At 43.1% G+C, this 24,258-nt stretch carries 25 protein-coding genes; 22 read left to right on the forward strand and 3 right to left on the reverse strand.

Features of this window, described 5'->3' with window-relative positions; genetic code table 11:
- Positions 1 to 10: 10 nt before the first annotated feature.
- Positions 11 to 1,315 carry a bifunctional folylpolyglutamate synthase/dihydrofolate synthase gene (locus AM500_RS08335; RefSeq protein ID WP_053598804.1) on the forward strand — a complete coding sequence of 435 codons (1,305 nt, stop codon included), beginning with the start codon at positions 11 to 13 and terminating at the stop codon, positions 1,313 to 1,315.
- Positions 1,316 to 1,397: 82 nt separating this feature from the next.
- Positions 1,398 to 3,116, forward strand: a complete 1,719-nt coding sequence (locus AM500_RS08340; protein ID WP_082347172.1) for a GGDEF domain-containing protein — start codon at positions 1,398 to 1,400, stop codon at positions 3,114 to 3,116.
- 53 nt (positions 3,117 to 3,169) lie between these two features.
- Here the strand turns inward: AM500_RS08340 and AM500_RS08345 are convergent, their stop codons facing one another.
- From AM500_RS08345 to AM500_RS08355, 3 genes are read right to left on the reverse strand one after another with little or no spacing between them, the layout of a single operon-like run.
- Complete coding sequence (locus AM500_RS08345; protein WP_053598805.1) at positions 3,170 to 4,087, reverse strand: hypothetical protein; 918 nt, start codon at positions 4,085 to 4,087, stop codon at positions 3,170 to 3,172.
- Positions 4,088 to 4,098: 11 nt separating this feature from the next.
- The gene (locus AM500_RS08350) at positions 4,099 to 4,554 is read right to left on the reverse strand and encodes a PilW family protein (protein ID WP_053598806.1); all 456 of its coding nucleotides are present in this window, start codon (positions 4,552 to 4,554) and stop codon (positions 4,099 to 4,101) included.
- Between the two features lie 3 nt (positions 4,555 to 4,557).
- A complete protein-coding gene (locus AM500_RS08355) occupies positions 4,558 to 5,013 on the reverse strand; it encodes a PulJ/GspJ family protein (protein WP_053598807.1) in 456 nt (151 codons plus the stop codon).
- A gap of 143 nt (positions 5,014 to 5,156) precedes the next feature.
- Between AM500_RS08355 and AM500_RS08360 the strand changes: the two genes are divergently transcribed.
- From AM500_RS08360 to AM500_RS08455, 20 genes are all read left to right on the forward strand, one after another.
- A complete protein-coding gene (locus AM500_RS08360; RefSeq protein ID WP_053598808.1) occupies positions 5,157 to 5,876 on the forward strand; it encodes a hypothetical protein in 720 nt (239 codons plus the stop codon).
- A gap of 43 nt (positions 5,877 to 5,919) precedes the next feature.
- Entirely contained in the window at positions 5,920 to 7,314 is a 1,395-nt protein-coding gene (locus AM500_RS08365; RefSeq protein ID WP_053598809.1) for a G5 domain-containing protein, read from the forward strand.
- Between the two features lie 20 nt (positions 7,315 to 7,334).
- Positions 7,335 to 8,996 (forward strand): GspE/PulE family protein, encoded by a 1,662-nt coding sequence (locus tag AM500_RS08370; RefSeq protein ID WP_053598810.1) that lies wholly within the window; start codon positions 7,335 to 7,337, stop codon positions 8,994 to 8,996.
- Positions 8,997 to 9,005: 9 nt separating this feature from the next.
- Positions 9,006 to 10,058: a type IV pilus twitching motility protein PilT gene (locus AM500_RS08375; protein ID WP_053598811.1), complete on the forward strand. Its 1,053-nt coding sequence runs from the start codon at positions 9,006 to 9,008 to the stop codon at positions 10,056 to 10,058.
- Positions 10,045 to 11,259, forward strand: coding sequence for a type II secretion system F family protein (locus AM500_RS08380; RefSeq protein WP_053598812.1), 1,215 nt, complete (start codon positions 10,045 to 10,047; stop codon positions 11,257 to 11,259). Before AM500_RS08375 ends, AM500_RS08380 begins: the two co-directional genes overlap by 14 nt.
- A 106-nt stretch (positions 11,260 to 11,365) precedes the next feature.
- On the forward strand, positions 11,366 to 11,809 hold the full coding sequence (locus AM500_RS24910; RefSeq protein ID WP_082347174.1) for a prepilin-type N-terminal cleavage/methylation domain-containing protein: 444 nt from the start codon (positions 11,366 to 11,368) through the stop codon (positions 11,807 to 11,809).
- Positions 11,799 to 12,557, forward strand: a complete 759-nt coding sequence (locus AM500_RS08390; protein WP_053598813.1) for a prepilin peptidase — start codon at positions 11,799 to 11,801, stop codon at positions 12,555 to 12,557. Before AM500_RS24910 ends, AM500_RS08390 begins: the two co-directional genes overlap by 11 nt.
- Positions 12,558 to 12,590: 33 nt before the next feature.
- Entirely contained in the window at positions 12,591 to 13,586 is a 996-nt protein-coding gene (gene pilM / locus AM500_RS08395; RefSeq protein WP_053598814.1) for a type IV pilus biogenesis protein PilM, read from the forward strand.
- Positions 13,583 to 14,221 carry a PilN domain-containing protein gene (locus tag AM500_RS08400; RefSeq protein ID WP_156319778.1) on the forward strand — a complete coding sequence of 213 codons (639 nt, stop codon included), beginning with the start codon at positions 13,583 to 13,585 and terminating at the stop codon, positions 14,219 to 14,221. Before pilM ends, AM500_RS08400 begins: the two co-directional genes overlap by 4 nt.
- Complete coding sequence (locus AM500_RS08405) at positions 14,218 to 15,042, forward strand: hypothetical protein (RefSeq protein ID WP_053598816.1); 825 nt, start codon at positions 14,218 to 14,220, stop codon at positions 15,040 to 15,042. Before AM500_RS08400 ends, AM500_RS08405 begins: the two co-directional genes overlap by 4 nt.
- Positions 15,043 to 15,275: 233 nt before the next feature.
- Positions 15,276 to 16,313, forward strand: coding sequence for an SPOR domain-containing protein (locus tag AM500_RS08410; protein WP_053598817.1), 1,038 nt, complete (start codon positions 15,276 to 15,278; stop codon positions 16,311 to 16,313).
- A 149-nt stretch (positions 16,314 to 16,462) separates the two neighbouring features.
- Positions 16,463 to 17,035, forward strand: coding sequence for a Maf family protein (locus AM500_RS08415; RefSeq protein WP_053598818.1), 573 nt, complete (start codon positions 16,463 to 16,465; stop codon positions 17,033 to 17,035).
- Positions 17,036 to 17,113: 78 nt separating this feature from the next.
- Positions 17,114 to 17,785: a RadC family protein gene (radC, locus tag AM500_RS08420; RefSeq protein ID WP_197028482.1), complete on the forward strand. Its 672-nt coding sequence runs from the start codon at positions 17,114 to 17,116 to the stop codon at positions 17,783 to 17,785.
- Between the two features lie 174 nt (positions 17,786 to 17,959).
- Entirely contained in the window at positions 17,960 to 18,985 is a 1,026-nt protein-coding gene (locus AM500_RS08425) for a rod shape-determining protein (protein WP_053598819.1), read from the forward strand.
- A 25-nt stretch (positions 18,986 to 19,010) separates the two neighbouring features.
- Positions 19,011 to 19,892 carry a rod shape-determining protein MreC gene (gene mreC / locus AM500_RS08430; protein WP_053598820.1) on the forward strand — a complete coding sequence of 294 codons (882 nt, stop codon included), beginning with the start codon at positions 19,011 to 19,013 and terminating at the stop codon, positions 19,890 to 19,892.
- Positions 19,889 to 20,404 (forward strand): rod shape-determining protein MreD, encoded by a 516-nt coding sequence (mreD, locus tag AM500_RS08435; protein WP_053598821.1) that lies wholly within the window; start codon positions 19,889 to 19,891, stop codon positions 20,402 to 20,404. Before mreC ends, mreD begins: the two co-directional genes overlap by 4 nt.
- 97 nt (positions 20,405 to 20,501) lie before the next feature.
- Positions 20,502 to 21,182: a septum site-determining protein MinC gene (minC, locus tag AM500_RS08440; RefSeq protein ID WP_053601663.1), complete on the forward strand. Its 681-nt coding sequence runs from the start codon at positions 20,502 to 20,504 to the stop codon at positions 21,180 to 21,182.
- A gap of 1 nt (position 21,183) precedes the next feature.
- On the forward strand, positions 21,184 to 21,987 hold the full coding sequence (gene minD, locus AM500_RS08445) for a septum site-determining protein MinD (RefSeq protein WP_053598822.1): 804 nt from the start codon (positions 21,184 to 21,186) through the stop codon (positions 21,985 to 21,987).
- Between the two features lie 482 nt (positions 21,988 to 22,469).
- Complete coding sequence (locus AM500_RS08450; protein ID WP_053598823.1) at positions 22,470 to 23,255, forward strand: M23 family metallopeptidase; 786 nt, start codon at positions 22,470 to 22,472, stop codon at positions 23,253 to 23,255.
- A complete protein-coding gene (locus tag AM500_RS08455; RefSeq protein ID WP_053598824.1) occupies positions 23,248 to 24,117 on the forward strand; it encodes a M50 family metallopeptidase in 870 nt (289 codons plus the stop codon). The genes AM500_RS08450 and AM500_RS08455 overlap by 8 nt, the downstream gene beginning before the upstream one ends.
- The last annotated feature ends 141 nt before the right edge of the window (positions 24,118 to 24,258 follow it).

Genomic DNA, 24,258 nt, shown 5'->3' on the forward strand with positions numbered 1-24,258 from the left:
AGGCATTACTATGTTTCAAACCTATAATGAAGCTTTGGAATGGATACATGGAAGGCTAAGGCTGGGCATGAAACCAGGCCTATCAAGAATGGAATGGATGATGGAACGGCTCGGCAATCCAGAGAATAAGGTGAAATCAATCCATGTCGGCGGCACGAATGGAAAAGGCTCGACGGTTACGTTTCTCCGGTCGATTTACGAGGCAGCGGGATATACTGTCGGCACCTTTACATCACCATACATCGAGACCTTTAACGAGCGGATAAGCGTCAATGGACAGCCGGTATCGGACGAAATAATCCTCCAACTGGCAAACAGGATTAAGCCGCTGGCTGGTGAGCTTGACCAATCAGAACTTGGCGGGCCGACTGAATTTGAAATCATCACGGCAATGGCATTTGTCTATTTTGGCGAGACCGAGGGAATTGATCTTGCCATTTTTGAAGTCGGGCTTGGAGGCAGGTTCGATTCGACAAATATCCTTAAGCCGATGATCTCAATTATTACAAATATTGGCCTGGATCATGTAGCGATTCTTGGAAATACATACGAAGAAATCGCCTTTGAAAAAGCTGGAATTATTAAAGAGGGCATTCACGCTATTACAGGAACGCTTCAGCCGGAGGCACTAAAGGTTTTAGAAGAACAGGCTGAAAGCAGAGGCTCCAGCTTAATGCGACTCGGGGAAGAGATTGTGATTAGTGACCATGACAAAGCTAAACGTGGTGAAAGATTTACAGTCATAAGCCCGTTTAGAAAGCTGGATAACCTAGAAATTACGATGATTGGCGAGCATCAAACAGCCAACGCCGCACTCGCTGTAACTGCTGTCGGATATTTAAATAAACAAGGAATGGTGCGGGCTGACGAACCAGCAATCAGGCAAGGACTGAAGGATGCTTTTTGGCCGGGCAGGCTGGAGATTGTCTCCGAGAATCCGTTCATTATCCTTGATGGAGCCCATAACACAGAAGGGGTTCAGGCGCTCGTCGAGGAACTGTCATCCCGTTTCAAAAAAGAACAAATTCGGATTGTCTTTGCCGCTCTGAAGGATAAACCGCTCGGCAGTATGATTGCCCAGCTGGAAGAGGTCTCATCAAGCCTTACCTTCGTTTCATTTGACTTCCCGCGTGCGGCAAGTGCCAATGAACTTTTAAATATCGGAACTAAATCTACCAATTCAGCAGTTGATGATTGGAAGAGTGCCATTTTGCACGAAAAGCAAAAACTTCAGGGTAGTGATGTACTAGTCATTACTGGTTCACTTTATTTTATATCTGAGATTCGCCAATATTTAGAAAAAAATATTTTGTGATTCGAACTTATTATTGTGACAAGCTTCTGAAAGTTTGATAAAATGATTTTAAAAAATTGTGACTATTTGTGGAAATGGAGGGATGGAATTGAGCGTAAATTCAAGGATTAAAAAAGCTATATTTTTGTTCTGGCTATTGCTCGTTCCTCCCGGTCTTGTACTTACATATACTAGCTTTCCACCTCCGGCCGATTTAAACATACTTGACATTATCGGATTTCTTGCACTAGCTTCCATAGTTGCCTGTATGCCGATGATCATTAATGGTACACCCGTCTTCTTAATCCAATGGGTATCCATCGCTGTTTTTCTTCGCTATGGCCTTTTCGTTGAGATGATTACAGTACAGGTGTCCGTACTTGTCCTTCTTTTTAGGCTTAAGCTTCCAAAGGAGGGTATGTTCAGGCTGCCCCTCAACTCGTTAATGTTTTTTATAGTATCACTGTGCAGCGGCATCGTTTATTTTAGTCTTGGCGGCAAAATAAATCCCGACTTCGAAAATGGCGGAAATCCAATTTGGATAGCTTTAGCTTATGCGTTCTTTTATTATGTACTTCACCAGCTGATCATCATGTTTTTCCAAAGAGTTGTTTACAAGTCCAAGGAATCTTATTTTGGCAAGGATTTCGTGTGGGAATCGATAACAACAATGATTACATTCCCGCTTGGATTCGTGCTTTATAAGCTTCATGGAGATCTGTATTCTCTTGCGCTATTATTTATCGGCGGCCCTTTTGCAAGCGTGGCGCTGCTCCTGAGGGCTTTTTCCAGGACACAAGTTATCAACGAATACCTTCAGAAGGCCGCTGAAATTGGCCACCAGCTTGCCGAGCAAAGCAAGGTAAATGAGGTAACCGATCTTTTTCTACAAAAGCTTTCAGGCATGCTCCCAATTGATTATGCATTTGTCATCGAAGTTCAGGAAAATGACCAGCTTGTGATGGTAAGAAGGATCGAGAATGGGACTGTCCTTCCGAATCGCCAATTTGCAATGAAGAAAAATCAGGGAATCAGCGGCACCGTTTGGGGAACAGGAAAGCCGGTCCTTTTTGGAACTAAAAAGGAATGGTCCCATATTGTTAGTTCCCATGTTCCGGATGACGCGGAAAGCATACTTGGAGTGCCTATGATGAAAAATGGCAAAACAATGGGCATTCTTGTGTTAGCATCAAGACGAAAGCGTGCCTATGAAAAGTCGCTCCTTATAATTGTCGATATCCTTTGTTCACACTATGCCATAGCTGTCGAAAATGTGCGCCATTATGAACAGGCCAAAGAGGAAAGTGAGCGTTGTTCCCTTACCAGGCTTCATAACTATCGGTATTTTGAAAGGGTACTTAACAGGGAATTTAATCTGCTTTTACAGCACAGTCGTGAACGTTTAGCTTTGATTATTTTGGACATAGATCATTTTAAATCTGTTAATGATACATATGGACACCAAAGCGGAAATGAAGTATTAAGGGAATTAGCGTCCCGAATCGAAAGGATTGTTGGGGAAGCCGGAACTGTCGCTCGCTATGGTGGGGAGGAGTTTGTTATACTCTTGCCTGAAGCCACGGACAGGGAAGCATACAATCTGGCGGAACTTATAAGACAATCCATTGCCAGCTGGCCATTTATCTTGAAAGAGAATATAGAAGGTGAACAGTTGTCAGTAAAAGTCACCGCATCGTTTGGGATTGCCTCTGCTCCTGATGACGCAGAAGATGCGCTAGCACTCCTCCGGCATGCCGACCGTGCCCTTTATGTTGGGGCAAAGAGGGCTGGCAGGAATAGGGTTGCGGCGTATGTGAAATAAAGGGCTTTAATAAAGCAAAAAGGCTAAACGGATATTGTCCGCTTTAGCCTTTTTCAGTATGTTACTTTTATTCCTTCATTGGGGTTAAAAAACCATTCACTGGTATCCGGCTTTGTACATGTATTTCTAGGGATAGGATAGGAAGTAAGCTTAGCCTTTGTTGAATCCAGCAAGTATGTTTTTCCAGTGATACATATTTTATAGGCGTTTCCAATTACCGTTATTTCTTTTTCGAAAATTGCATCTCCATTAATTTGTATGGCTGCAGAACCCTGAAGTTCCAAGTCTTTAAAGTATGCCTCTCCATTTACTGTTAAAATCCGATTTCCTTGGATTGTTACTTTCTCTTTGAAGTAAGTAGAGTTGTTATTTGTTTTAAATTTCGGTGGTTTATTTAAGAGTTCTACTGGATAGTTCTCAATAATTTTGTAATGAGAAGGAACAGGCTTTAGTTCTCCGACTCTGCTATTTGTTGTACTTTTCTTAATTGTGAAGAACCCCGTTATAGGCCTTTTTTCATTGTTCGTTTGTCCCGTACTTTCAAACTTTACTATCAACTCATTTGGTTTTTCAGGATTTGGGACAAGGGATTTAAATGTTATTTTAAAATTATTACTTGGTGTATCAACGTTCACTTGGGCATTATTTGTTTGTAAGAGGCTTGTTAAATCGCTTTTGAAGGTTTGATCCAAGTAATAATCGCGCTGTTGCTGGCTAGGATTACTCCCAGTAAAATATTGCTGGGTTTTAGATGCTGCTGTGCCTTTAGCGGAATTAACAAGTTTTTCTACAATTTTTTGATAATATGTTACTCCCATTTCTGCTATGTCCGTTGCTTTGTTAATGTCATCTGTTTTATTTAGCTGAGCTCTAGTTGATAATGCCAAACCACTTAGAGAAAGAGCAAAGATCATTGTTAAGGTAGCTATAATCATAACCAATAACAAAGCATACCCTCTTTCACTTTTCATACATTTCCCCCTTAATATTGTTTAATAATAGTTTCAATTTCGTAGGTTTGATTTTGTTGATTTTCTACCTTTAAGTAAATATAAAGCGGATCAGCAGTGTTGATCTTCTTTTCTCCAGAAAAGCTTGCACCATCAATTTCTATATACATTGTCTTCGTATTAGGTTGTAATGGAACGAGAGTGGCAGATGACTTTCCAATGAATCCCTTTTTGAGTAAAGGATCATATTTTAGTACATATGTTTCAGACTTATCAGCTTCAACAGTGTGCAGTTCTTGTTTATGATGGTAATTGGTTATAGTTGCTAAGATTAAGTTCGCTTCCCGATTTAGATTTCCTTTTTCTGAAATGGTGTCATAGTTTTTATTTGTACCAATTAAAACCCCATATAATAATCCGGATACTACTAGAATTAGTGATAAAGCTGCTAAAAGTTCAATTAAGGTTACCCCTCTATCATTTTTCATGGCTCACCTTCGAATATAAGTATATGTTTCCGATTTATCATTACTATCAGCAGGATTTTGAACAATGACCTTAAACATGATTAAATTCTCCGCGGTATTATTAATAATGAACGAACTATTATCCATAAGAGCGCTTATGGTGTAGTCGCTTGAAATTGGTTCACCTAAATATTGTTCAAGTTCCAATTTATTTAAGGACTTTGGTTTATTTAAAACGATTCCATTGGCATCGATTAAATTTAATATTATTAAATCTTGTTTCTCTATATTGATCTCTATCAAATTTATAATTGTTTGTGCTGTCTGCATCGTATCCAGCTTTTGTTCATTCTTTTTATTAAAGATCGCCGACTGGGTAAAGAAGCCGAGGAACGAAGTCAGTATTATCGTTAATAGAACAATTGATAGGAGAACTTCTAATAACGTAAATCCCTCTTGATTTAAGGAATTTTTGTTCACTTTGGCTTTCACCCTCTTTTTAAATTAGTAAGTTTATTATACAATAATCAGGAAATGAAAAATGTCAATTTTTATATATTTCAGTGGTATTTTGCAAACATTTGAAAAATCTAGCACCTTATTTAGTGGAAAAGGGGATTTTTATGGAAGTATTTGTTTTTGGTATAGGGTCGCTCGTATTGCTTATCCCCATTTTATTCCTGCTCCCACTCGGATTAACGGCGAAAGGAAAGATTGTTACCGCACTAATTGCATCATTTTTGGCCATTGGAACCTCTCTTGGAGATGGGATATTTGAACCATGGCAAATGGGCCTTTTGCTGTTTTTGTTTTCTGGATTAATTGCTTATGTCATGAATGGAAAGCTGGGAGACTTTCTTTATACTAAAAAAGTACTAGTGGAAGGATGGAATTCACAGATACAAAAAGGTACTGCTGATGACCACCGCCGTTTGCCTGAAATAGATGAAGTAGTTTTTGAGGATAAGAGGGAGGATGTATTAATCGCCGCTAAGGATCCTCAGGTAGGAAAAGATCTGCAAATATCGATAGATGAAAATAACCTCTATCAGATTTCTTCCCTATCAGAAGTTGCTGTTTCGGGCATGGATAATGAAGTTGAAGTTTCCTTTCTTGATGATATTGGGTTCGATATAAGTACGGAAGCTTCACCGATAGAACCCTCTGTTATCCTCTCTGAGGAAAAAACAGGTTCTGTTGATGAATCCCTCCCGCTGCTGGACTTCGATATTGTTGATCCGAATCAATCTAAAGAATTGCGGGGATCTATGATAGAAGTGGAAGAGGAATACTTATCCGCTGTTCTTGAGGTTGCCGCTGGTATAAAGCAGGCCGATAGATGATTGTGAAATACGTGAGGTTCCCAATAGGAAGGGGCTATTTCCTTTGAAAAAGAATCAGCAATTTATAAAACTCTTTATTATCCTGTTCCTATGCTCTGCTTATGTATTTGGGTTTTCAAATTATGGAGCTAAAGCCTTCGGTTCACTTTTCGCTGGTAACGAAGGATACCTGCCGGGAACTGCTGTTGGAACAATTAACCTTGAAGGGAAATCCCCAACAGAAGCATTGGACATGCTAAAGGCTGGCCTGGCAGAGTGGCAGGCAAATACTGCGTATAAATTAGTTTACAAAGAAAAAATGATAGAGTTGGATAAAGAACAGTTCGCTTTTGATTTTGAAGGAACCGTTACATCACTAGTCAATGGCCGGCAAAATGCATTGAGTATCAGTGTGGATGAAGCGGCAATTGTAGAATGGATAACTTTGATTTCTCCGCAGCTTATAGGCCAGGAAATCAACCTTAAAGACCTTCATGCAAAACTCATAGAACCGGCATCAACTTTACAATCCGGGGAAGTTGTTATAAAGCTTGCTGAATTTATTGTTGGAGTAAATCAGAATCCTGAAGTGATTACTACAGGTACTGTTGATGTTAAAGAGTCTTCCCACGAACTCGAGAAGGCTGTAGAAGCTTTTCAAGGAATCACAATTCAAGCAAGTTCAGAATTCTCATTCCTTCGTTATATAGAAAATGAGAAGTTGGAGAGCCTTTCTTCCGACGCGCTCAGTATGATGGCATCTGCAGTGTATATAGCGGTGCTCCACACAAATTTTGAATTAATAGAACGAAATATTAGTAAAGAAATCCCTGAATTTAGTGATCTCGGTTCAGAAGCACGTATTGAGCCGGAGCGGGGAATTGATTTCTCTTTTTATAATCCAAATGAAGCTGAATTCAAACTGGATTTTGAGTATGCTGGAGACACACTTACTGCATCCATAATTGGTATACCATTTCTCTATGAATACAAGGCTGTTTCAGATGGAAAAGAGGAATTTAAGCCAAAAACAATTATTCAATACAGTCCTCTTTTAACAACTGGCCAGGTAACGATTGAAGAAGAAGGTAAAGAAGGAAAAATCATCACTATTTACAGAGAAGTGTACAGCAATGGAACACTGATTGACACCGTTGCAATTTCTGAGGATTATTATCCACCTGTCCCAAGGGTAGAGATTAGGGCACTATCTGCAGTTCCGACAAATCCAGTTAGCCCAAACCCTGTGGGGACAACGGATCCAGATCCTGGAACTAACCCGGTTGAAGGGAATCCCGTTTTAGTTACGCCTTCACCTTCAGAAGGAGAAAGTAATCCTGCTGTCATGGACCCATCAGCATTGCCAGTTGAAGTTGATGATGATGCTACGACTGAGGAGCCTAGTGAAAGTGGCGATGATGGTGATCTTTGGGGCAAGCCAAATGAGCAACCGAAATAAACGATAAGCAGGGATGTTGAATGAGACAAGCACGAAAACGGCTCGGAGATCTGCTTACCGAAGCAGGAATCATTTCAGAAGAACAACTTCAAGCTGCTTTGAAGGATAAAGCACCGAAACAAAGGCTTGGAGAAGCATTGGTACAACGTGGATTTATTACGGAACACCAGCTAATTGAAGTGCTGGAGTTCCAGTTGGGTATTCCCCATATCAGCCTGTTTAACTATCCATTTGATAAAAATCTCTTTAGTCTTGTTCCAAAGGAGCTAGCCAGAAGGCATTTAATAATACCTCTTAAAAAAGACGGGGACAAACTCTTTATTGCAATGTCGGACCCGATGGACTTTCTTGCCATCGATGACCTTAGGCTAATGACAGGTTTTCATATTGAAACAGCTATTGCCACGAAGGATGACATCCTTCGGTCAATCAATAAATATTACAATACCGACGAAGGTCTTGAAGAACTTCTTGGTGAGCTTCCAACAAAGGATGGAGCCGCTAGTGATGATGTTACTGACCTTGATTCACCCATCGTCAGGCTTGTAAACCAGATTCTGGTCAATGCGGCTGTTCAACGTGCCAGTGATATCCATATCGACCCGCATGAAACAAAAGTAGTGATTCGTTACCGGATAGATGGAATTTTACGAGTGGAGAGAACTCTTCCAAAAAACATGCAAAACATTCTTGCTGCGAGAATCAAGATTATGTCCAACCTAGATATTACTGAATATCGTATCCCTCAGGATGGACGGATTAAGCTGAATATTGATTTTCATCCTATTGATTTGCGAGTTTCAACCCTACCAACTGTTTACGGGGAAAAAATTGTTCTGCGTCTGCTCGATATGGGAAGCGCATTGAATGATTTGGCGAAGCTTGGTTTCAATCAGCTTAATCACAAAAGATTCATCGAGATGATAGAGCGGCCTACTGGGATTGTATTAATAACCGGGCCAACCGGGTCGGGTAAATCTTCAACACTATATGCTGCTCTGAACAAGCTGAACAGTGAAGCCGTTAATATAATTACAGTTGAGGATCCGGTCGAGTACCAGCTTGAAGGAATTAATCAAATCCAGGTAAACCAGAATGTCGGGATGACATTTGCAGCCGGTTTGCGCTCTATTCTCCGCCAGGATCCAAACATAATAATGGTTGGGGAAATCCGGGATAAAGAAACAGCTGATATTGCAGTTCGTGCTTCCTTGACCGGCCATCTTGTTTTAAGCACGCTCCATACGAATGATGCGTTAGGTACGGTTTCAAGGCTGATTGATATGGGCGTAGAGCCATTCATGGTTGCCGCATCATTGAGCGGGATAGTAGCCCAGCGCCTTGTAAGGAAGGTTTGCCGCGATTGTGCGGGGATGGTCGAACCGTCAAAACGGGAACTTGAGATTTTCGCGAAACGCGGGATCAGGATTGAGAAGGTTCCGCGTGGTATTGGGTGCTCATCATGTAATATGACTGGCTATAAGGGGCGTATTGCACTGCACGAGGTTCTCCCAATTAGTGACGACATGAAACGCCTGATAATGGACGGAGAATCAATCCAGCGCCTCAAGGAAATTGCCTTAAAAAATAAAACAATTTTTCTAATAGATGATGGCCTGCTAAAAATAAAACAAGGATTGACAACAACTGAGGAAGTACTGAGAGTGGCGATCCTGGAGTAGGAGATCAAAATGAAGGACCAAATAGACCAGATTCTAAGGGCGGCCTCTGAACATAAGGCATCGGATGTTCATTTGACAGTAGGTGTTCCGCCGATATTAAGAATCAATGGCGACTTGAAACGGTACGGCAAAGAGCCACTTAAACCGGCTGATACAGAAAGCATGGCTAAAGCGATTATCCCGGAGACAATGTGGCAAATTTTTAAGGAAAAAGGGGAGCTTGATTTTTCCTACAGTGTACCCGGTGTATCCCGGTTCAGGGTCAATACGTACCATCAGCGAAATTGCATTGCAATTGCCTTACGTACTGTGCCATCTAAAATACCTACCATTGAAGAATTGGGAATGCCGGATACGTTAAAAAAACTGATGGAGAAGCCGCAGGGTCTAGTGCTTGTAACAGGGCCAACCGGAAGCGGAAAGTCAACAACACTTGCTTCGATGATTCATTATATGAACATGACAATGCGGAATCACATTATTACTCTCGAGGATCCAATTGAATATTTGCATAAGCATGGAAATTGTATTATAGATCAACGGGAGGTAGGCTTCGATACTGGCAATTTTGCCAACGGGCTTCGCGCCGCGCTCCGTCAGGATCCGGATGTCATCCTTGTAGGTGAAATGCGAGACCTTGAAACAATCCAGACAGCAATAACTGCAGCCGAAACAGGCCATCTTGTCCTTGGAACGCTGCATACATCTAGCGCACCGGCAACAATCAACAGGATCATCGATGTATTTCCACCCAACCAACAGCCACAAATACGGATTCAGCTTGCTTCAGTTCTAGTCGGAATTATTTCGCAGCGACTTTTCCCGACTGCGGACAGGACTGGCAGGAGGGCGGCAACTGAAATCATGGTCAATAACCCTGCGATTGCCAACTTGATTCGTAATGAAAAGATTCACCAAATAGCGAGTATTATGCAAACGTCACGTGCCCTCGGGATGCATACACTGGATTATGCTATTAAAGAAATGATTGAGCGGGGGACTATCCTTAAGGATGTCGCGGAGCCGTACTTGCAGGAGTTGATTTTCAATGGCCAGGTTTAAATATGAGGGTCGTGACAGACGTGGCTCAAGGCAGGGTGTCATCAATGCTGTTTCAAAACGTGAAGCTCTTCTTAAATTAAAGGAAGATGGGGTCCGGGTTGTCGATATAAGCGAGGTTCCGGAAACACTTCTGACAAAGGACATCACAATTGGAAATCCTGTAAAGCTTGAGCATTTTGTTATTTATATTCGCCAATTTGCAACGTTGTTAAAAGCAGGGGTAACCGTTGTTGATGCGACAGCCATTCTTTCTCAGCAAACTGAAAGCAAACCGCTTAGAAAAGCCCTGATTTCCATTGAATCGGAATTGCGGGAAGGACACCAGCTTTCGCAGGCATTAGCGAAGCATAAGAAAATATTCACCCCGATGTTTGTAAATATGCTTCGGGCTGGAGAAGCGAGTGGTAACCTTGACGGGACGCTTGAAAGATTAGCCCAGCATTTTGAGAAACAGCATCACACCAAGCAGAAAATAGTTTCCGCGTTGTCATATCCAGCTGTCATCGGTTTTATAGCAGTTGGAGTTGTCATTTTTCTCCTTGTGTCAGTAGTTCCTACATTCGTAGACATGTTTGATGGGATGAATGCTGAATTGCCGGGAATAACTAAATTTGTCCTTTCGGCAAGCGATTTCGTTCAACAATTTTGGTGGCTCCTTCTATTGCTTGGTGTATTTGTAAGCGTAGCGTTTCTTGTTATGAAGAGAAACAAGGAGACGAAGTATTATCTTGACTATGCCTTGCTGAGAATGCCAATCTTCGGCAAGCTCCTGCAAAAAGCAGCCCTGGCCAGGTTAACAAGAACATTAAGTTCATTATTTTCCAGTTCGGTTCCGATTCTGCAGGCGATGTCCATAGTGGAGAATGTAGTTGAAAATGAAGTGATTGCGAGAGTAGTAAAGAAGTCGCGGGATTCTTTAGAAAAGGGGCAGTCGATGACAATCCCGATGGATGAACACTGGGCCTTTCCGCCTCTAGTCACGCAAATGATATCAATAGGAGAACAAACCGGTTCCCTTGATGCGATGCTGGACAAAGTAGCCGAGTTTTATGAAAAAGAAGTCGATACAGGAACTGACCGCTTAAAATCATTGATAGAACCCTTAATGATAGTGGTTCTCGCAGGACTAGTAGGAACGATTGTTTTGAGCATTATGGTACCTATGTTTGAGATGTTTAACCAATTTGACAAGAACTACTAAAAATAGTGAAATTTTTACAAAAAGCCATTTTTTACAGGAAACATCTGTTGTATAATGAGAGTGTACTAATTTTATAGGTTTTTAGACCTTAAAAGGAGCGGGGAAAATGTTCAAGGCTTTGAAAAGGAAAATGAAAGATCAACGTGGTTTAACGCTTATTGAACTGTTGGCCGTTATTGTTATTTTGGGAATTATCGCAGCAATTGCAATACCTTCAATAGGAGGTTTAATTACAAAAACTAAGAATGATGCAAAAGTTGCTGAAGCAATCCAAATCATCAATGCGGCTAAATTGTCACGCGCATCCAATGCTAGTATTACTCAATGGGATGATGATGGATCTTTGACGCCAAGTGGTGGTGGCACAGCGGTCAGTATTGGTAAAATTGGAGATTTGGTTGAAAATGTAAAGGATGCTGGTAAAGATTATCTAGTAGAATATGTTGGTGGAGTATACAGAATTTCCGAGCATGATGCAAATACTGTAGTTTCTGGTGCTACAACAGGATTCGCTACCGAAGATGAATTATTAAAGTACAGTGGAAACTAATTTATTTATAGGAATTGTTTTTATTTACGGCATCACCCTCGGCTCCTTCTACAATGTTGTCGGCCTAAGAGTGCCTGAAGGAAAATCGATTGTCCGTCCAGGCTCTTCATGCCCGAACTGCGGGCATAAGCTTAGAGCGTGGGAATTGGTTCCTGTATTTTCATATGTTTTTCAAAGGGGGAAATGCCGTGGCTGTGAGTCGCGGATTTCCCCTGTTTATCCAATCATGGAGCTTTTAACGGGGATTTTATTTGTCCTGGCACCTTTACTCCTGGGTTGGAGCCTGGAGCTAGTAATAGTCTGGACGTTGATTTCGCTGTTTATCATCATTACTGTATCCGACATCGCTTATATGCTCATCCCTGATAAAATCTTAATTGTGTTTGCAGGGATTTTTTTATTTGAACGTATCCTTTGGCCGCTTTCCCCCTGGTGGGATTCCCTTGTTGGCGGGGCTGCTGGATTTAGTCTTCTTTTACTGATTTCAATTATCAGCAAAGGCGGTATGGGCGGAGGAGATATTAAGCTTTATGCTCTAATTGGTTTTGTGCTTGGAACAAAGCTGGTGCTTTTGTCTTTCTTCCTCTCCACATTATTCGGAGCGATGTTTGGAATTGTGGGTATATTTTTAAAAATTGTTAAGCGGCGCCAGCCAATACCGTTTGGGCCATTTATTGCCCTGGGAACGCTGGTTGCGTATTTTTTCGGAAACGAATTAATTAAGATGTATTTAAATTTATTTATATAGTAGTTGTAACCTGATAACAAAGGGGTAGTTTGCATGGCTTTTTCCCTTTCGCTTGGCAACAAACGAACGATCAACATCATATTTAACGACCACAGCATACGTTTTCTCGAGCTTAAGTCTGCCACTCCTCCTGTTCCTCAGAGATGGGGAGAGCGCTTTCTTCCTCCCGGGATTATTGAGGAAGGGAAAATTGTAGACTTTGAAACTCTTTCTACTATTCTTGATGAGTGTATTGACGAATGGAAGATTAGCAGACGGCCTATCCATTTTGTAGTTCCTGATCCACTGGTTATTATTCGAAAAATCACTATTCCTGGAGACATAGAGGAGGATGAGATAGAAAGTCATCTTTATATGGAGCTTGGAGCCAGCATACATTTGCCGTTTGAAGACCCGGTTTTTGACGCTTATCCTCTGGGCGTGAAGGACGGGAAGAAAGAACTACTCTTATTTGCTTCTCCTGAAAAATATGTTATGGAGTATTCGGAGCTATTGTCAGGTTTAAGGCTTGTTCCCGTCTCGGCGGATATTTCACCACTTGCCTTATATCGCCTTTATCATTCTTTGAATGGACTACAGCCCAACGAGCGGTTGTTTACCGTCCAGGTAAATATGACTTCTGTCAGTATGTGTATCTTTGAGAACCATATCCCTTATTTTATGAGGCAGTTTCAGTTGGATTTCGATGCAAATAACTGGGAAGTTCTTCATGATCGATCAGGGGCGAGCGAATACAAGTTTATTGGCGAGGCCTTTCAGCTCGAATGGCAATTTTCGAATATCTATTCGGAAATGGTCAAGCTTATGGATTTTTATAAGTATTCCGCGAATGTTGAAACTTCAGGAATAACCAAAATCCTTCTCGTGGGAGACCATCCCATGCTAGCGCGTATCCATGAAGAAATTAAAGAGCAATTTACACTGCCAGTAGTTGTTTTTTCAACTGACAAAATACAGAATAACCGGGATAGAACCTTCCCTCAAACGCATACTCTTGCACTTGGGCTTTCACTGAAAGAGGTGAGATGATGCTGATTGAAATTAATTTGCTACCGAAAAAGAAGCAAGAAAGCAGAAAGCTTCTCACTTCCACTTTGATATTGGCACTTCTCTTTATCACGGCGGGCGGGGCGCTTTTCTGGCAAGCTTCGACTTTGAAAGCCGATGTTGCTGTTGTTGAAAATAGATTAGATACGACTAAAAAATTAGCAGAGATTGAACAAAAGAAAACAACCGAGCTCACTGAAGCGGATTCTGTTTCCAAGCTTGAACAGTCAGTTGTTTGGGCTGAAGACTATATTGTCCCTTCTGTACCAGTGATGCGGGAATTCACCTCATTACTACCGGAGCGAGGATTTATCCAGACTTTTGCTTATCAGGAATCCGGTACTCTATCACTGACAGTCCAATTCGACACAAGTAGGGAAGCAGCTTATTTCCTAAACAGACTGAACGAGTCAGAATGGGTAAATGAAGCGATGCTTTTAAGTTTGACAGCTACACAGCAAGTCGGAGAGCCGGCAACTGAAACTACTTTAAACTTGAATAATGATAATGAGGAAGAAATACTGCCTCGTTACCAGGGGCAATTTGAGATAAAGCTTAATAAGGACACTGTAAAGTCTTCAGTTCTTGAAGACGAGGAAGGAGAGAGCGGGCTATGAGGCTGGATTCGAAAAAGCAAAACCTAATCATAGCTAGCCTTTCTGCCCTATTTGTCTTGTTTGTGGCTGGAGGTTATTTCCTCTGGGTTCAGCCATTGAAGGCAGACCTTGAAACGAAAGAAGCTTCACTTAAAACAGAGGAACAGCTTTTGGGAGTTTTGCAAGGCAAGGAAAAGGAAACAGAAGAGTTTTCATCAGAAAGTACAACCCAGCTCCAAACGAAAATTCCAGTTAAACCGCTTGTTGAACAATTGATTCTTGATTTTGAAAAAGCAGAAGTAATCTCTGGCTCCAAAGTTCTTTCAATGTCATTTGCACAGGATGGAGGCGTAGAAAATACTGAAGAAAACCCTGACGGGGCAGCCCTAGAAGCTGTCGCAAATGAGACAACTATCGAAGCTGCGGAAGGTGATACAATTGATGGAACTACAACTGACGAGAACGGTAAGCTTGTTGAGCCGAAGTCGGTAATTGCGGTTCCTGAAGGAGTCAAAAAAGTAACCGTCCAGCTTGCCCTTGAAGCAGCTGGATACGAGGAAATTGAAAAGTTTATTGCAACCCTTGAAAGTCTTAAGCGGATTGCTGTTGTTGAATCGATTAACTATATCGGTAACCATGAAGTAACAACTATTTTAGCTGAAGAACCATCATTGAAATTTACAATAACACTTTCAGCCTTCTACATGCCGGACCTTGCTGATCTTGCCAAGCATACACCGACTATCGAAACACCTGAGCCTGCTAAAAAACGGAATCCGTTAACAACATTCTCGACACCTGAGAAGAATGAAACTGAAACAGACGATAAAAGTGAAAATTAAATCAGTAATTGGCGAAAGCATCTTATAACAAGGCGACAAAAACCTTGTTATTTTTTTTTGCCTGTATGGTAGGATTACAAAAAGCGTAAGCGACTTGATCAGGACCGACCTGCAAAAGATAAGAGCCCGCAGGATGGCCTGCCCTCAGGAGGGAAACGGCTTAAGACCTCGAGGGGCTAGGCGCTGAAGCTGGATTAAAACAAATCCGCCGTGGCAGAAGGGATGCGCGAATTGTGGACAAGCCGAAAAACAATACGATAACGATTAAGATAAATGGCGACAGCAGGCCGTATAAAGAAGATAACAAGAGGCAAGAGACGGTCAGGGTACCCGAGACAAAAGAAATGGTCACTCCGGCCCAGCCTGAACAGGCTGCTGCTTTAGAAGCAGGGGAAGAAAGCTTTGAATGGATTTTGCCGGAATTTGAACCTGCTGAAACACCTAAAGAATACATAATAAAGGAAGCAACTGAAAGTGCCTCAATCTACCCAAAAGCAGTCAAGCCTTCTAAATCTTCAAAACCAGCTTTCCAATTTAATACACTTAATTTGAAACCAATTATTGTTCCTGTTATTTTCGCGATATTAATCGGGGTTACATTAGGAGCTGGAATGCTAAAGCTGCTTATCTCGGGTGATGGCGTTGAAGAGGCTATCACACCGACCAATGCAGTTACCCCTGCCGATAGAGAGAAACCGGTATCTGCTGGCAAAACTGCTGCGGCCACACTGCAGCCAATTACAACCTTTGCAGTCCAGGAAGGGATCTATACGAATAAAGACTCGGCAACTTCGGTAAAAGAGGAACTTGTCTCAAAAGGGATTCCCGCTGCAGTATTTGATAAGGATGGCCAGGCGATGATGCTTGTTGGTGTTGCAGCGAGTATCGAAGACGCTAAGGAAGTTGGAGCAGCCTTGAAGGCAAAAGGCATAGAGATTTATGCAAAAGAGGTTGCTTTCCCTGAGAAGGATGCCGGAAAACTCGCTGAACAGGATGCAGCTTTTTTGAAAAAAGTTCCTGCACTTTATGAAGGCCTAAGTAATGCCGCTGCAGCAAATATCACGGGTGGCAGTACGGGAGAAGCCGCAAAAAACGCACAGTCCGAGCTTCAAAAAATTGATGAAAGCAAACTGAAAAATGGTGCTATCAAAAGTATGTACGGGGAGCTGACTGGTGCGGCTACTCTGCTTGCAGGGACACTTGATGAAGCAGGAAGTATCAAAGCACAGCAGCACCTCCTCGACTTCCTTGCATTATATCAATCCTTCTAACTGGTATCCGGGCACATCGCCCGGGTATTTTTGTATGTATAGGAACGGAAAAATTTCGACACTTTAATCATTAGAAATTGTTTGCAGGGGCGAAGTTTGATACGATTGGAATGTATCTCCCCAAACATAGCAAAAAGAAAGGTGATTGTATGCCGAACCTCATTTTAGCCTCTTCATCTCCACGGCGAAAGGAACTTCTAGAAAATCTCCAGCTTACTTTCCACATTTACAGCTCAGATGTTGACGAAAGCTTTGCACCTGGCTCATCTCCTGAAGACATTGTGATGGGGCTTGCTGAACGGAAGGCTGTTGCCGTGTCTCATGACCATCCCGGTGACTTTGTCATTGGCGCCGACACGATTGTTGTTGCAGACGGTAATGTGCTTGGTAAGCCCGCCAATCGCGAGGAAGCAATCGGGATGCTGAAGCTTTTGTCAGGCAGTGTCCACCATGTTTACACCGGGGTAGCCATCATCTCCCCGGAAGCAAAGTCCCGTTTTTATGAAAAAACTGAAGTCCATTTCTGGGAGTTGACGGACAGGGAAATCGAATATTATGCGGATAGCGGGGAGCCGCTGGACAAAGCAGGCGGCTATGGTATCCAGGGTCTGGGCGGTATGCTTGTCAAAAAGATTGACGGCGATTATTTTAGCGTTGTCGGGCTCCCTGTCTCCAGGACAGTCCGGGAGCTTGCCAAGGCAGGCTACCCGCTTCCGTATTGATGAAAGGTTCCGGGCATTAGTAAACGTCCGGCTCTCCCTACTATAAGGGAGGAAACACGTTTGACGAGCAATACATTAATGATCCGTGATTACCCCCAGGAGGAAAGGCCCCGGGAACGATTCATTTCCGGCGGACCATCCAGCCTTTCAAACCATGAATTGATTGCACTGCTGTTAAGAACAGGAACTAAGGATGAGTCTGTCCTTCAATTGGCAAATCGGCTCCTGTCCCATTTCGAGGGACTCCGGCTTCTAAAAGCTGCCTCACTCGAGGAAATAACAGCAATTAAGGGCATCGGCCAGGCGAAAGCAATCCAGCTATTGGCGGCGCTTGAGTTGGGAAGCCGAGTTGCCAACCTCTCCAACAATGAGCGTTATGTCATTCGTTCCCCGGAAGATGGGGCAAACTATGTGATGAACGAGATGCGCTTCCTGAGCCAGGAACACTTCGTTTGCCTCTATCTCAACACAAAGAACCAGGTTCTCCACAAACAGACAATCTTCATTGGTAGCCTGAATGCTTCGATTGTGCATCCCCGTGAGGTGTTCAAGGAAGCGTTCCGAAGGTCAGCTGCTTCCATTATTTGTCTCCATAATCACCCCTCAGGCGACCCTACTCCTAGCAGGGAGGATATCGAAGTAACGAAAAGGCTGTCGGAGTGCGGCAAGATCATTGGAATAGATGTACTCGACCATTTGATTATCGGGGAAAATAAATTTGTGTCTCTGAAGGAAAAAGGTTACTTGTAATACTATGTTTTTATTTGACGTTACGATATAATAAGGCTTATGATTTTTTAGGGCCTGCCCATTAAAAAATACGATTTAATTGCTGAGTTTTTCAACAATTTTAGAATATGAACACCCTCTTTTCGCCAGGAGGGTTAATGACAGAATTTTTGCTACGGAAAGGGAGATACGCGAATGTTTGGATTAGGATCAAGAGATCTTGGCATAGATTTGGGGACTGCCAATACACTTGTTTATGTTAAAGGAAAAGGAATCGTTTTAAGGGAGCCATCAGTTGTTGCTTTTCAGACGGATACAAAAGATATTGTCGCTGTCGGGAACGAAGCGAAAAATATGATCGGAAGGACTCCTGGCAATATTGTAGCCTTAAGGCCGATGAAGGATGGAGTTATTGCCGATTATGATACAACGGCAACGATGATGAAGTATTACATTCGTGAAGCTATGAAAAGTAAAGGGATTTTTAAGAGCAGCAAGCCGTATATCATGGTTTGTGTTCCATCCGGAATTACTGCTGTGGAACGCCGGGCTGTTATTGACGCAACAAAGCAAGCCGGTGCGCGTGATGCCTTTCCAATAGAAGAACCTTTTGCGGCTGCGATTGGCGCGAATCTGCCTGTCTGGGAACCGACAGGAAGTATGGTTGTTGACATCGGCGGCGGTACGACCGAAGTGGCGATCATTTCCCTTGGAGGCATCGTGACAAGCCAGTCGATCCGGATTGCCGGTGATGAAATGGATGAAGCAATCATTCAATATATTCGCAAAAACTATAATTTGATGATTGGCGACCGTACAGCGGAGACAATCAAAATGGAAATCGGCTCGGCCGGAAATGCGGAAGGTATTGAAAATATGGAAATCCGCGGCCGCGACCTTTTAACTGGTCTGCCAAAGACGATTGAAATTACTGCCGCTGAAATTGGCGGAGCGCTTCATGACACGGTGTATGCGATTGTTGAAGCGGTAAAAAGCACGCTTGAAAAAACACCGCCTGAGCTTGCCGCTGATATCATGGACAGAGGAATTGTCCTGACCGGCGGAGGAGCCCTTCTGCGCAACCTTGATAAGGTCATTGGCGAAGAAACAAATATACCAGTCCTAATCGCGGAAAATCCGCTTGATTGTGTGGCAATTGGGACAGGTAAGGCGCTTGATCATATCGACCTGTTTAAAAACAAAAGCAGGGACTCTAGATAAATGGCTGCAAAACGAGGTGTGAATGATGCCACAATCTTTTTTTAACAAACGCCTCATTATCCTGTTAGTAAGTGTCATTATCCTGGTTGCATTAATCGGATTTTCTTTAAGAGAACGTGATAGGCTGACGTGGCCGGAGCAGTTCGTAAAGGACTCCACCGGCTGGCTTCAGTCGCTTGTCTCTACTCCCGTCCAGTATGTAGCGGGCTTTTTCGAAAATGTTTCGGATCTACAAGATACATACAATGAAAATAAAAAGTTGAAAACAAGAGTAGTAGATATTGCGCGGCTTGAAGCAGAAGTCTATCAGCTTGAAAAAGAAAATGAAGAACTTCGCAAGACGCTCGATAAAACGGAGTCCTTGAGCAATTCGGATATCATTCAGGCAACGATTATGGGCCGGAACCCGGACCGCTGGAATGAACTGATTATCATCAACAAGGGCTCATCAGACGGGCTTGAAAAAAATATGGCTGTTATTACAGCCGAGGGCCTGATCGGCAAGGTTAAAAGCGTTAACGACTTTTCCTCAACAGTCCAGCTTCTCAGTGCGATGGATCCAAAGAACAGGATTTCTGTTGTAACCCAGGGAAAAGAGGAAATCTATGGGTTTGTCGAAGGATATGATGAGGAAAAGAAACTTCTTCAAGTCAAAAAAATTCCGTATGAAGCGAAAGTGAAAAAGGGACAGACAGTCGTGACTTCGGGCCTTGGCGGAGTGTTCCCTAAAGGGCTTTTGGTAGGGAAAATCGAGGAAGTCCAGCCTGACCAATACGGATTGAACCAGATTGCCTTTGTGAAGCCTGGCGCAAACTTCTACGACATTAGTGAAGTAATGGTAATTAAACGGTTAATGGACAAGCCGCTTGCTTCAGAAATGGTGGATGATAAGGAGGAAGAATTGTGAGGCGTGTCTTCCTTCCTCTTTTGTTGTTCCTTTTTTTTACAATTGAAAGTATCTTTGTCCAGCTTCTGCCGTCGGAATATTTCATGGATAAATACATTTTGGTTCCAAGATTCTTGATTGGCATCCTGATGTTGTTCGCGATTTATGGGAAACAAAAACAAGCCGTTATTTATGGATTTGTGTTTGGGCTTCTTTTTGACATCGTTTATACTGAAATAATCGGAGTCTATTTATTCCTGTTTCCATTGACGATTGTTATGGTATCGAGGCTGATGCGGGTTTTCCATGCAAACGTTCTTGTCGCGATTGTGGCGATACTTGCAGCTATTTCAGCCCTGGAAATTGTGATTTATAAATTGAACAATTTTATTGGCATTACAGAAATGCCGTTTTCAGCATTCGCTGAAGTGCGCCTTTTGCCGGTCATTGTCCTGAACTTTGTTTTCCTGGCAGTGGCCTTTTATCCATTCAGGCGCTTTTTTGAAAAATTGGCACAGGATGAAAGCCTTTAAAAAGGATTTTTGGCAATGTATGTCGAAATATAATAAAGGCAGTCTGTACCCTGGATAGCCAGGGAAGGTTGTGTGTTTGATGATCGGGGTGAAAGGCGTGAGCAAACGGCAGCATGTGACGATTAAAGGGACGAAGGATGGCATCACGCTGTTCCTTGATGACCTTTGCTCGTACGAAGAATTAAAGCGGGATTTGGAAAGCAAGCTTTCAATCCATGAAAATAGCAGCGGAGACGGCAACCTCCTTCATGTGAATGTGAAGTCCGGGAACCGTTTCCTAACAAATGAGCAGCAGGAAGAACTGAAGCAGCTCATCCGAAAAAAAAAGGATCTTGTTGTCGAAACGATTGAATCAGATGTTATCTCGATACAGGAAGCTAAACAACTGGCGGAAAGGTCGCAAGTTAGCACCGTGGCAAGGGTGATTCGCTCTGGCCAGGTTCTTGAAGTGCCCGGCGACCTATTGCTCATTGGTGATGTCAATCCTGGCGGGGTAGTCATGGCCGGCGGCAATATTTTTATCATGGGAATCCTCAAGGGGATTGCCCACGCAGGCTGTTATGGCGATACTGAAGCCATCATTGCTGCTTCTGCCATGGCGCCATCGCAGCTAAGGATTAGCCAGAATGTACTGACTCTGCCGAATATAAATGGCCCAGAAAATATGCGTGACATGGAATGCGCGTACATAGATGAAGAAAATGAAATTGCGCTTGGCAGGCTTCAGTCATTGGCAGGTTTAAGGCCTGGATTAACTAGATTAGAAGGAGGGCGTTAACGTGGGGGAAGCAATCGTAATTACATCCGGGAAGGGCGGCGTCGGCAAGACGACGACTTCCGCTAATTTAGGTACAGCCCTTGCCCTGCAGGGGAAGAAGGTCTGCCTGGTCGACACCGATATCGGCCTTAGGAATCTTGACGTGGTCATGGGACTTGAGAACAGGATCATTTATGACCTGGTCGACGTAGCCCAGGGCCGCTGCAAAATGCACCAGGCGCTTGTAAAGGATAAGCGTTTTGACGGGCTTCTCTATTTATTGCCTGCGGCCCAGACTGAGGATAAGACCGCTGTCACGCCCGAGCAGGTAAAAATGCTCGTTGAACAGCTTAAGCAGGATTTTGATTACATTATCATCGATTGCCCTGCCGGAATTGAGCATGGCTACAGGAACGCCATTGCAGGGGCTGACAGGGCAATTGTCGTGACAACTCCGGAAAAATCGGCTGTCCGCGATGCTGACAGGATTATTGGCTTGCTCGAAAAAGAAGAAAACATCGAATCGCCAAAATTGATTATCAATCGGATCAGGCCGCAAATGATGAAAAATGGCGAAACATTGGATGTGGAAGAAATCAGCTACCACCTGTCGATTGAATTGCTGGGAATTGTCGCTGATGATGATGAGGTCATCAAGGCCTCACATTATGGTGAGCCTATCGCAATGAACCCAAACAGCAAAGCATCAATTGCCTATCGGAACATTGCCCGCAGGATTCTCGGTGAATCAATTCCGCTACAACAGCTTGAGGATGACAACAAAGGCGTATTTACGAAAATTAAGAGGTTTTTTGGCGTTAAATAAGTAGATTAATAGAAATGTGAAGCCCTGCTGGAATCATTGTGATTCGGCAGGGCTTTTTTGTGTATGGGTTTTCCCTGCTTTGAAACAAGTTGAGGGAAAACGGAAGCTCGTTCACTAGTTATTTTATGATAGTACTCACTAGTTACCAAGCCATCCGGGCCAGACCCTGACTATATAAAAAAATAAACTATAGTAAGTTTTCGCTATAAAATTAGGGGTTATTTTTCTGAAAAGACTAGTCAGGTTCATAGTCATGGCTATGTTCACAATGGCCCGGGCCAGACCCTGGCTATAGTTCAATACGTAATTTAGTATGTTTTTACTAGTGAGGTTTAGGTCGTGCTAAAAAAAAATCACCTCCACCATAGATAGAGCGCCAACTTAAAAGACCTTTTAAAATGAACTCCTCCATTCGGTAGCATACACCGGACAACTCCTTCATAGACTTGTACAAAAACGTGGTAAAAAAGGTTGGTGGAGATATGCAGCCAAGCAAGGAGGAAATCCGCAGGCGAATAGCTCAGCGGAAAAAGGAACGGAGCCGGCGGACAAGCAATAAATTACCTGAAAGACCTGGCAAAACGCCAGTACCCGGCTGGCTCCAGGACGATGAGAACTACCGATTCAATGAGATGATTTCCTATGAAACCGGACCAGATGAGGGCAGCCATCCCTTATTTAAGAAGGAAGTGTTTTTCTTTAAGCTGCTTGGTTCAGCGGTATTATTCCTGGCGATTGCCATCCTGTTCCGCAGTCAGTCACCTGCGGCGGATCCGGCGAGGGAGCTTGTTTTAAAAGGATTCACAGAAGACTTCCAGTTTGCCACGGTCAGCCAGTGGTATGAAGATAAATTCGGCAAGCCGCTTGCCTTGCTTCCCCAGCCAACAAGTGATGAGCCAGTGCAGACTGACTTTGCCATGCCAGCCTCAGGAAAAATACTCGAAAACTTTGAAAAAAATGGCCAGGGTATCATGATTGGAACTGAAAAGGATGCCCCCGTAGAGTCCATCAAAGAGGGGCTCGTCAAGTTTGCCAGTGTTAAGGAGGGGCTTGGGAAAACTGTCATTGTTCAGCATGCTGATAACACCGAGTCCTGGTATGGAAATCTTGATTCAATTTCAGTTGGCCTTTATGATCACGTTGGGAAATCGAAGGAAATTGGCAGGGTAGGGCCAAGTGCCGATGAAACAAAAGGGGAGTTTTATTTTGCGATAAAAAAGAAAGAAGAGGGCTTCATCGATCCAATCAAGGTGATTTCATTTGAATAAAGCCGCATCACTGCTGGGGCTTGTCCATATCCATCCCCTGTTATGGCTCGCAGCAGCCCTGGCAGTCGTTACCGCCCACTTTCAAGAGCTATGTATGCTGCTGTTTATCATTTTCATTCATGAAATCGGCCATGCGTTTGCAGCAGCCATGTTTTCGTGGCGGATTAAGCGGATCACGCTGCTTCCATTTGGCGGGGTTGCGGAAATGGATGAGCATGGGAACCGGCCGCTCAAGGAAGAAACTATTGTCATTCTGGCCGGTCCAGTTCAGCATGTATGGATGATTGCAGCGGCTTATATTCTGCACAGCTCTGGGTTGATCCTCGATTCTACCTTTGAATTATTTCTCGAGTATAATATGATGATTCTCGTTTTCAATCTGCTTCCAATTTGGCCGCTTGATGGCGGAAAGCTGCTTTTCTTGGGATTGTCCCTTTGGAAACCTTTCCCCGAAGCGCATCGATGGGCTTTGATTGCTTCATTTGCAGCTCTTATCGTATTTACCCTTGGTATCCTGGTGATTGCTCCGCTGCATTTGAATAGCTGGATTATTGCTGGATTCCTTTACTTTACTTTATTCTTTGAATGGAAGCAGCGCCACTATGTGTTCATGCGTTTTTTGCTGGAGCGCTATTACGGAAAGAAAGATAGCAATCTTTCGGGATTACAGCTAATAAAAGCAAACGAAGGGGAACCGATCCTGGAGGTATTGGCAAAATTCCGGCGCGGGTTCAAGCATTCAATCGTCATTGACAGCGCTGCTGGAGAAAAAGGCATTCTTGATGAAAATGAAGTGCTTCATGCATGCTTTTCCGAGCATCGAATATCCGGAAAAATCGGAGACTTGTTTTTTGTATATTGATTGGAAAGGGTATTCCCGGGTTCCGCCTGGCGAATGCCTTTTTTGCGCTATCCCACATTAATTGGGCGGTAAGATCCCCTTCAAAATTCTTAATAAAAGAAAGGGTGGGAATTACTGTCCGTAAAAACCTGATTGGTTAAA

The sequence above is a fragment of the Bacillus sp. FJAT-18017 genome, assembly GCF_001278805.1.
Taxonomy (GTDB): domain Bacteria; phylum Bacillota; class Bacilli; order Bacillales; family Cytobacillaceae; genus Bacillus_D.

What these genes read in the sequence shown, in the direction of transcription:
- AM500_RS08335 (WP_053598804.1), top strand. Translation starts at nt 11, where the DNA reads ATGTTTCAAACCTATAATGAAGCTTTGGAATGGATACATGGAAGGCTA.
- AM500_RS08340 (WP_082347172.1), top strand. Translation starts at nt 1,398, where the DNA reads ATGGAATTGAGCGTAAATTCAAGGATTAAAAAAGCTATATTTTTGTTC.
- AM500_RS08345 (WP_053598805.1), bottom strand. Translation starts at nt 4,087, where the DNA reads ATGAAAAGTGAAAGAGGGTATGCTTTGTTATTGGTTATGATTATAGCT.
- AM500_RS08350 (WP_053598806.1), bottom strand. Translation starts at nt 4,554, where the DNA reads ATGAAAAATGATAGAGGGGTAACCTTAATTGAACTTTTAGCAGCTTTA.
- AM500_RS08360 (WP_053598808.1), top strand. Translation starts at nt 5,157, where the DNA reads ATGGAAGTATTTGTTTTTGGTATAGGGTCGCTCGTATTGCTTATCCCC.
- AM500_RS08370 (WP_053598810.1), top strand. Translation starts at nt 7,335, where the DNA reads ATGAGACAAGCACGAAAACGGCTCGGAGATCTGCTTACCGAAGCAGGA.
- AM500_RS08375 (WP_053598811.1), top strand. Translation starts at nt 9,006, where the DNA reads ATGAAGGACCAAATAGACCAGATTCTAAGGGCGGCCTCTGAACATAAG.
- AM500_RS08380 (WP_053598812.1), top strand. Translation starts at nt 10,045, where the DNA reads ATGGCCAGGTTTAAATATGAGGGTCGTGACAGACGTGGCTCAAGGCAG.
- AM500_RS24910 (WP_082347174.1), top strand. Translation starts at nt 11,366, where the DNA reads ATGTTCAAGGCTTTGAAAAGGAAAATGAAAGATCAACGTGGTTTAACG.
- pilM (WP_053598814.1), top strand. Translation starts at nt 12,591, where the DNA reads ATGGCTTTTTCCCTTTCGCTTGGCAACAAACGAACGATCAACATCATA.
- AM500_RS08400 (WP_156319778.1), top strand. Translation starts at nt 13,583, where the DNA reads ATGATGCTGATTGAAATTAATTTGCTACCGAAAAAGAAGCAAGAAAGC.
- AM500_RS08405 (WP_053598816.1), top strand. Translation starts at nt 14,218, where the DNA reads ATGAGGCTGGATTCGAAAAAGCAAAACCTAATCATAGCTAGCCTTTCT.
- AM500_RS08415 (WP_053598818.1), top strand. Translation starts at nt 16,463, where the DNA reads ATGCCGAACCTCATTTTAGCCTCTTCATCTCCACGGCGAAAGGAACTT.
- radC (WP_197028482.1), top strand. Translation starts at nt 17,114, where the DNA reads ATGATCCGTGATTACCCCCAGGAGGAAAGGCCCCGGGAACGATTCATT.
- AM500_RS08425 (WP_053598819.1), top strand. Translation starts at nt 17,960, where the DNA reads ATGTTTGGATTAGGATCAAGAGATCTTGGCATAGATTTGGGGACTGCC.
- mreC (WP_053598820.1), top strand. Translation starts at nt 19,011, where the DNA reads ATGCCACAATCTTTTTTTAACAAACGCCTCATTATCCTGTTAGTAAGT.
- AM500_RS08450 (WP_053598823.1), top strand. Translation starts at nt 22,470, where the DNA reads ATGCAGCCAAGCAAGGAGGAAATCCGCAGGCGAATAGCTCAGCGGAAA.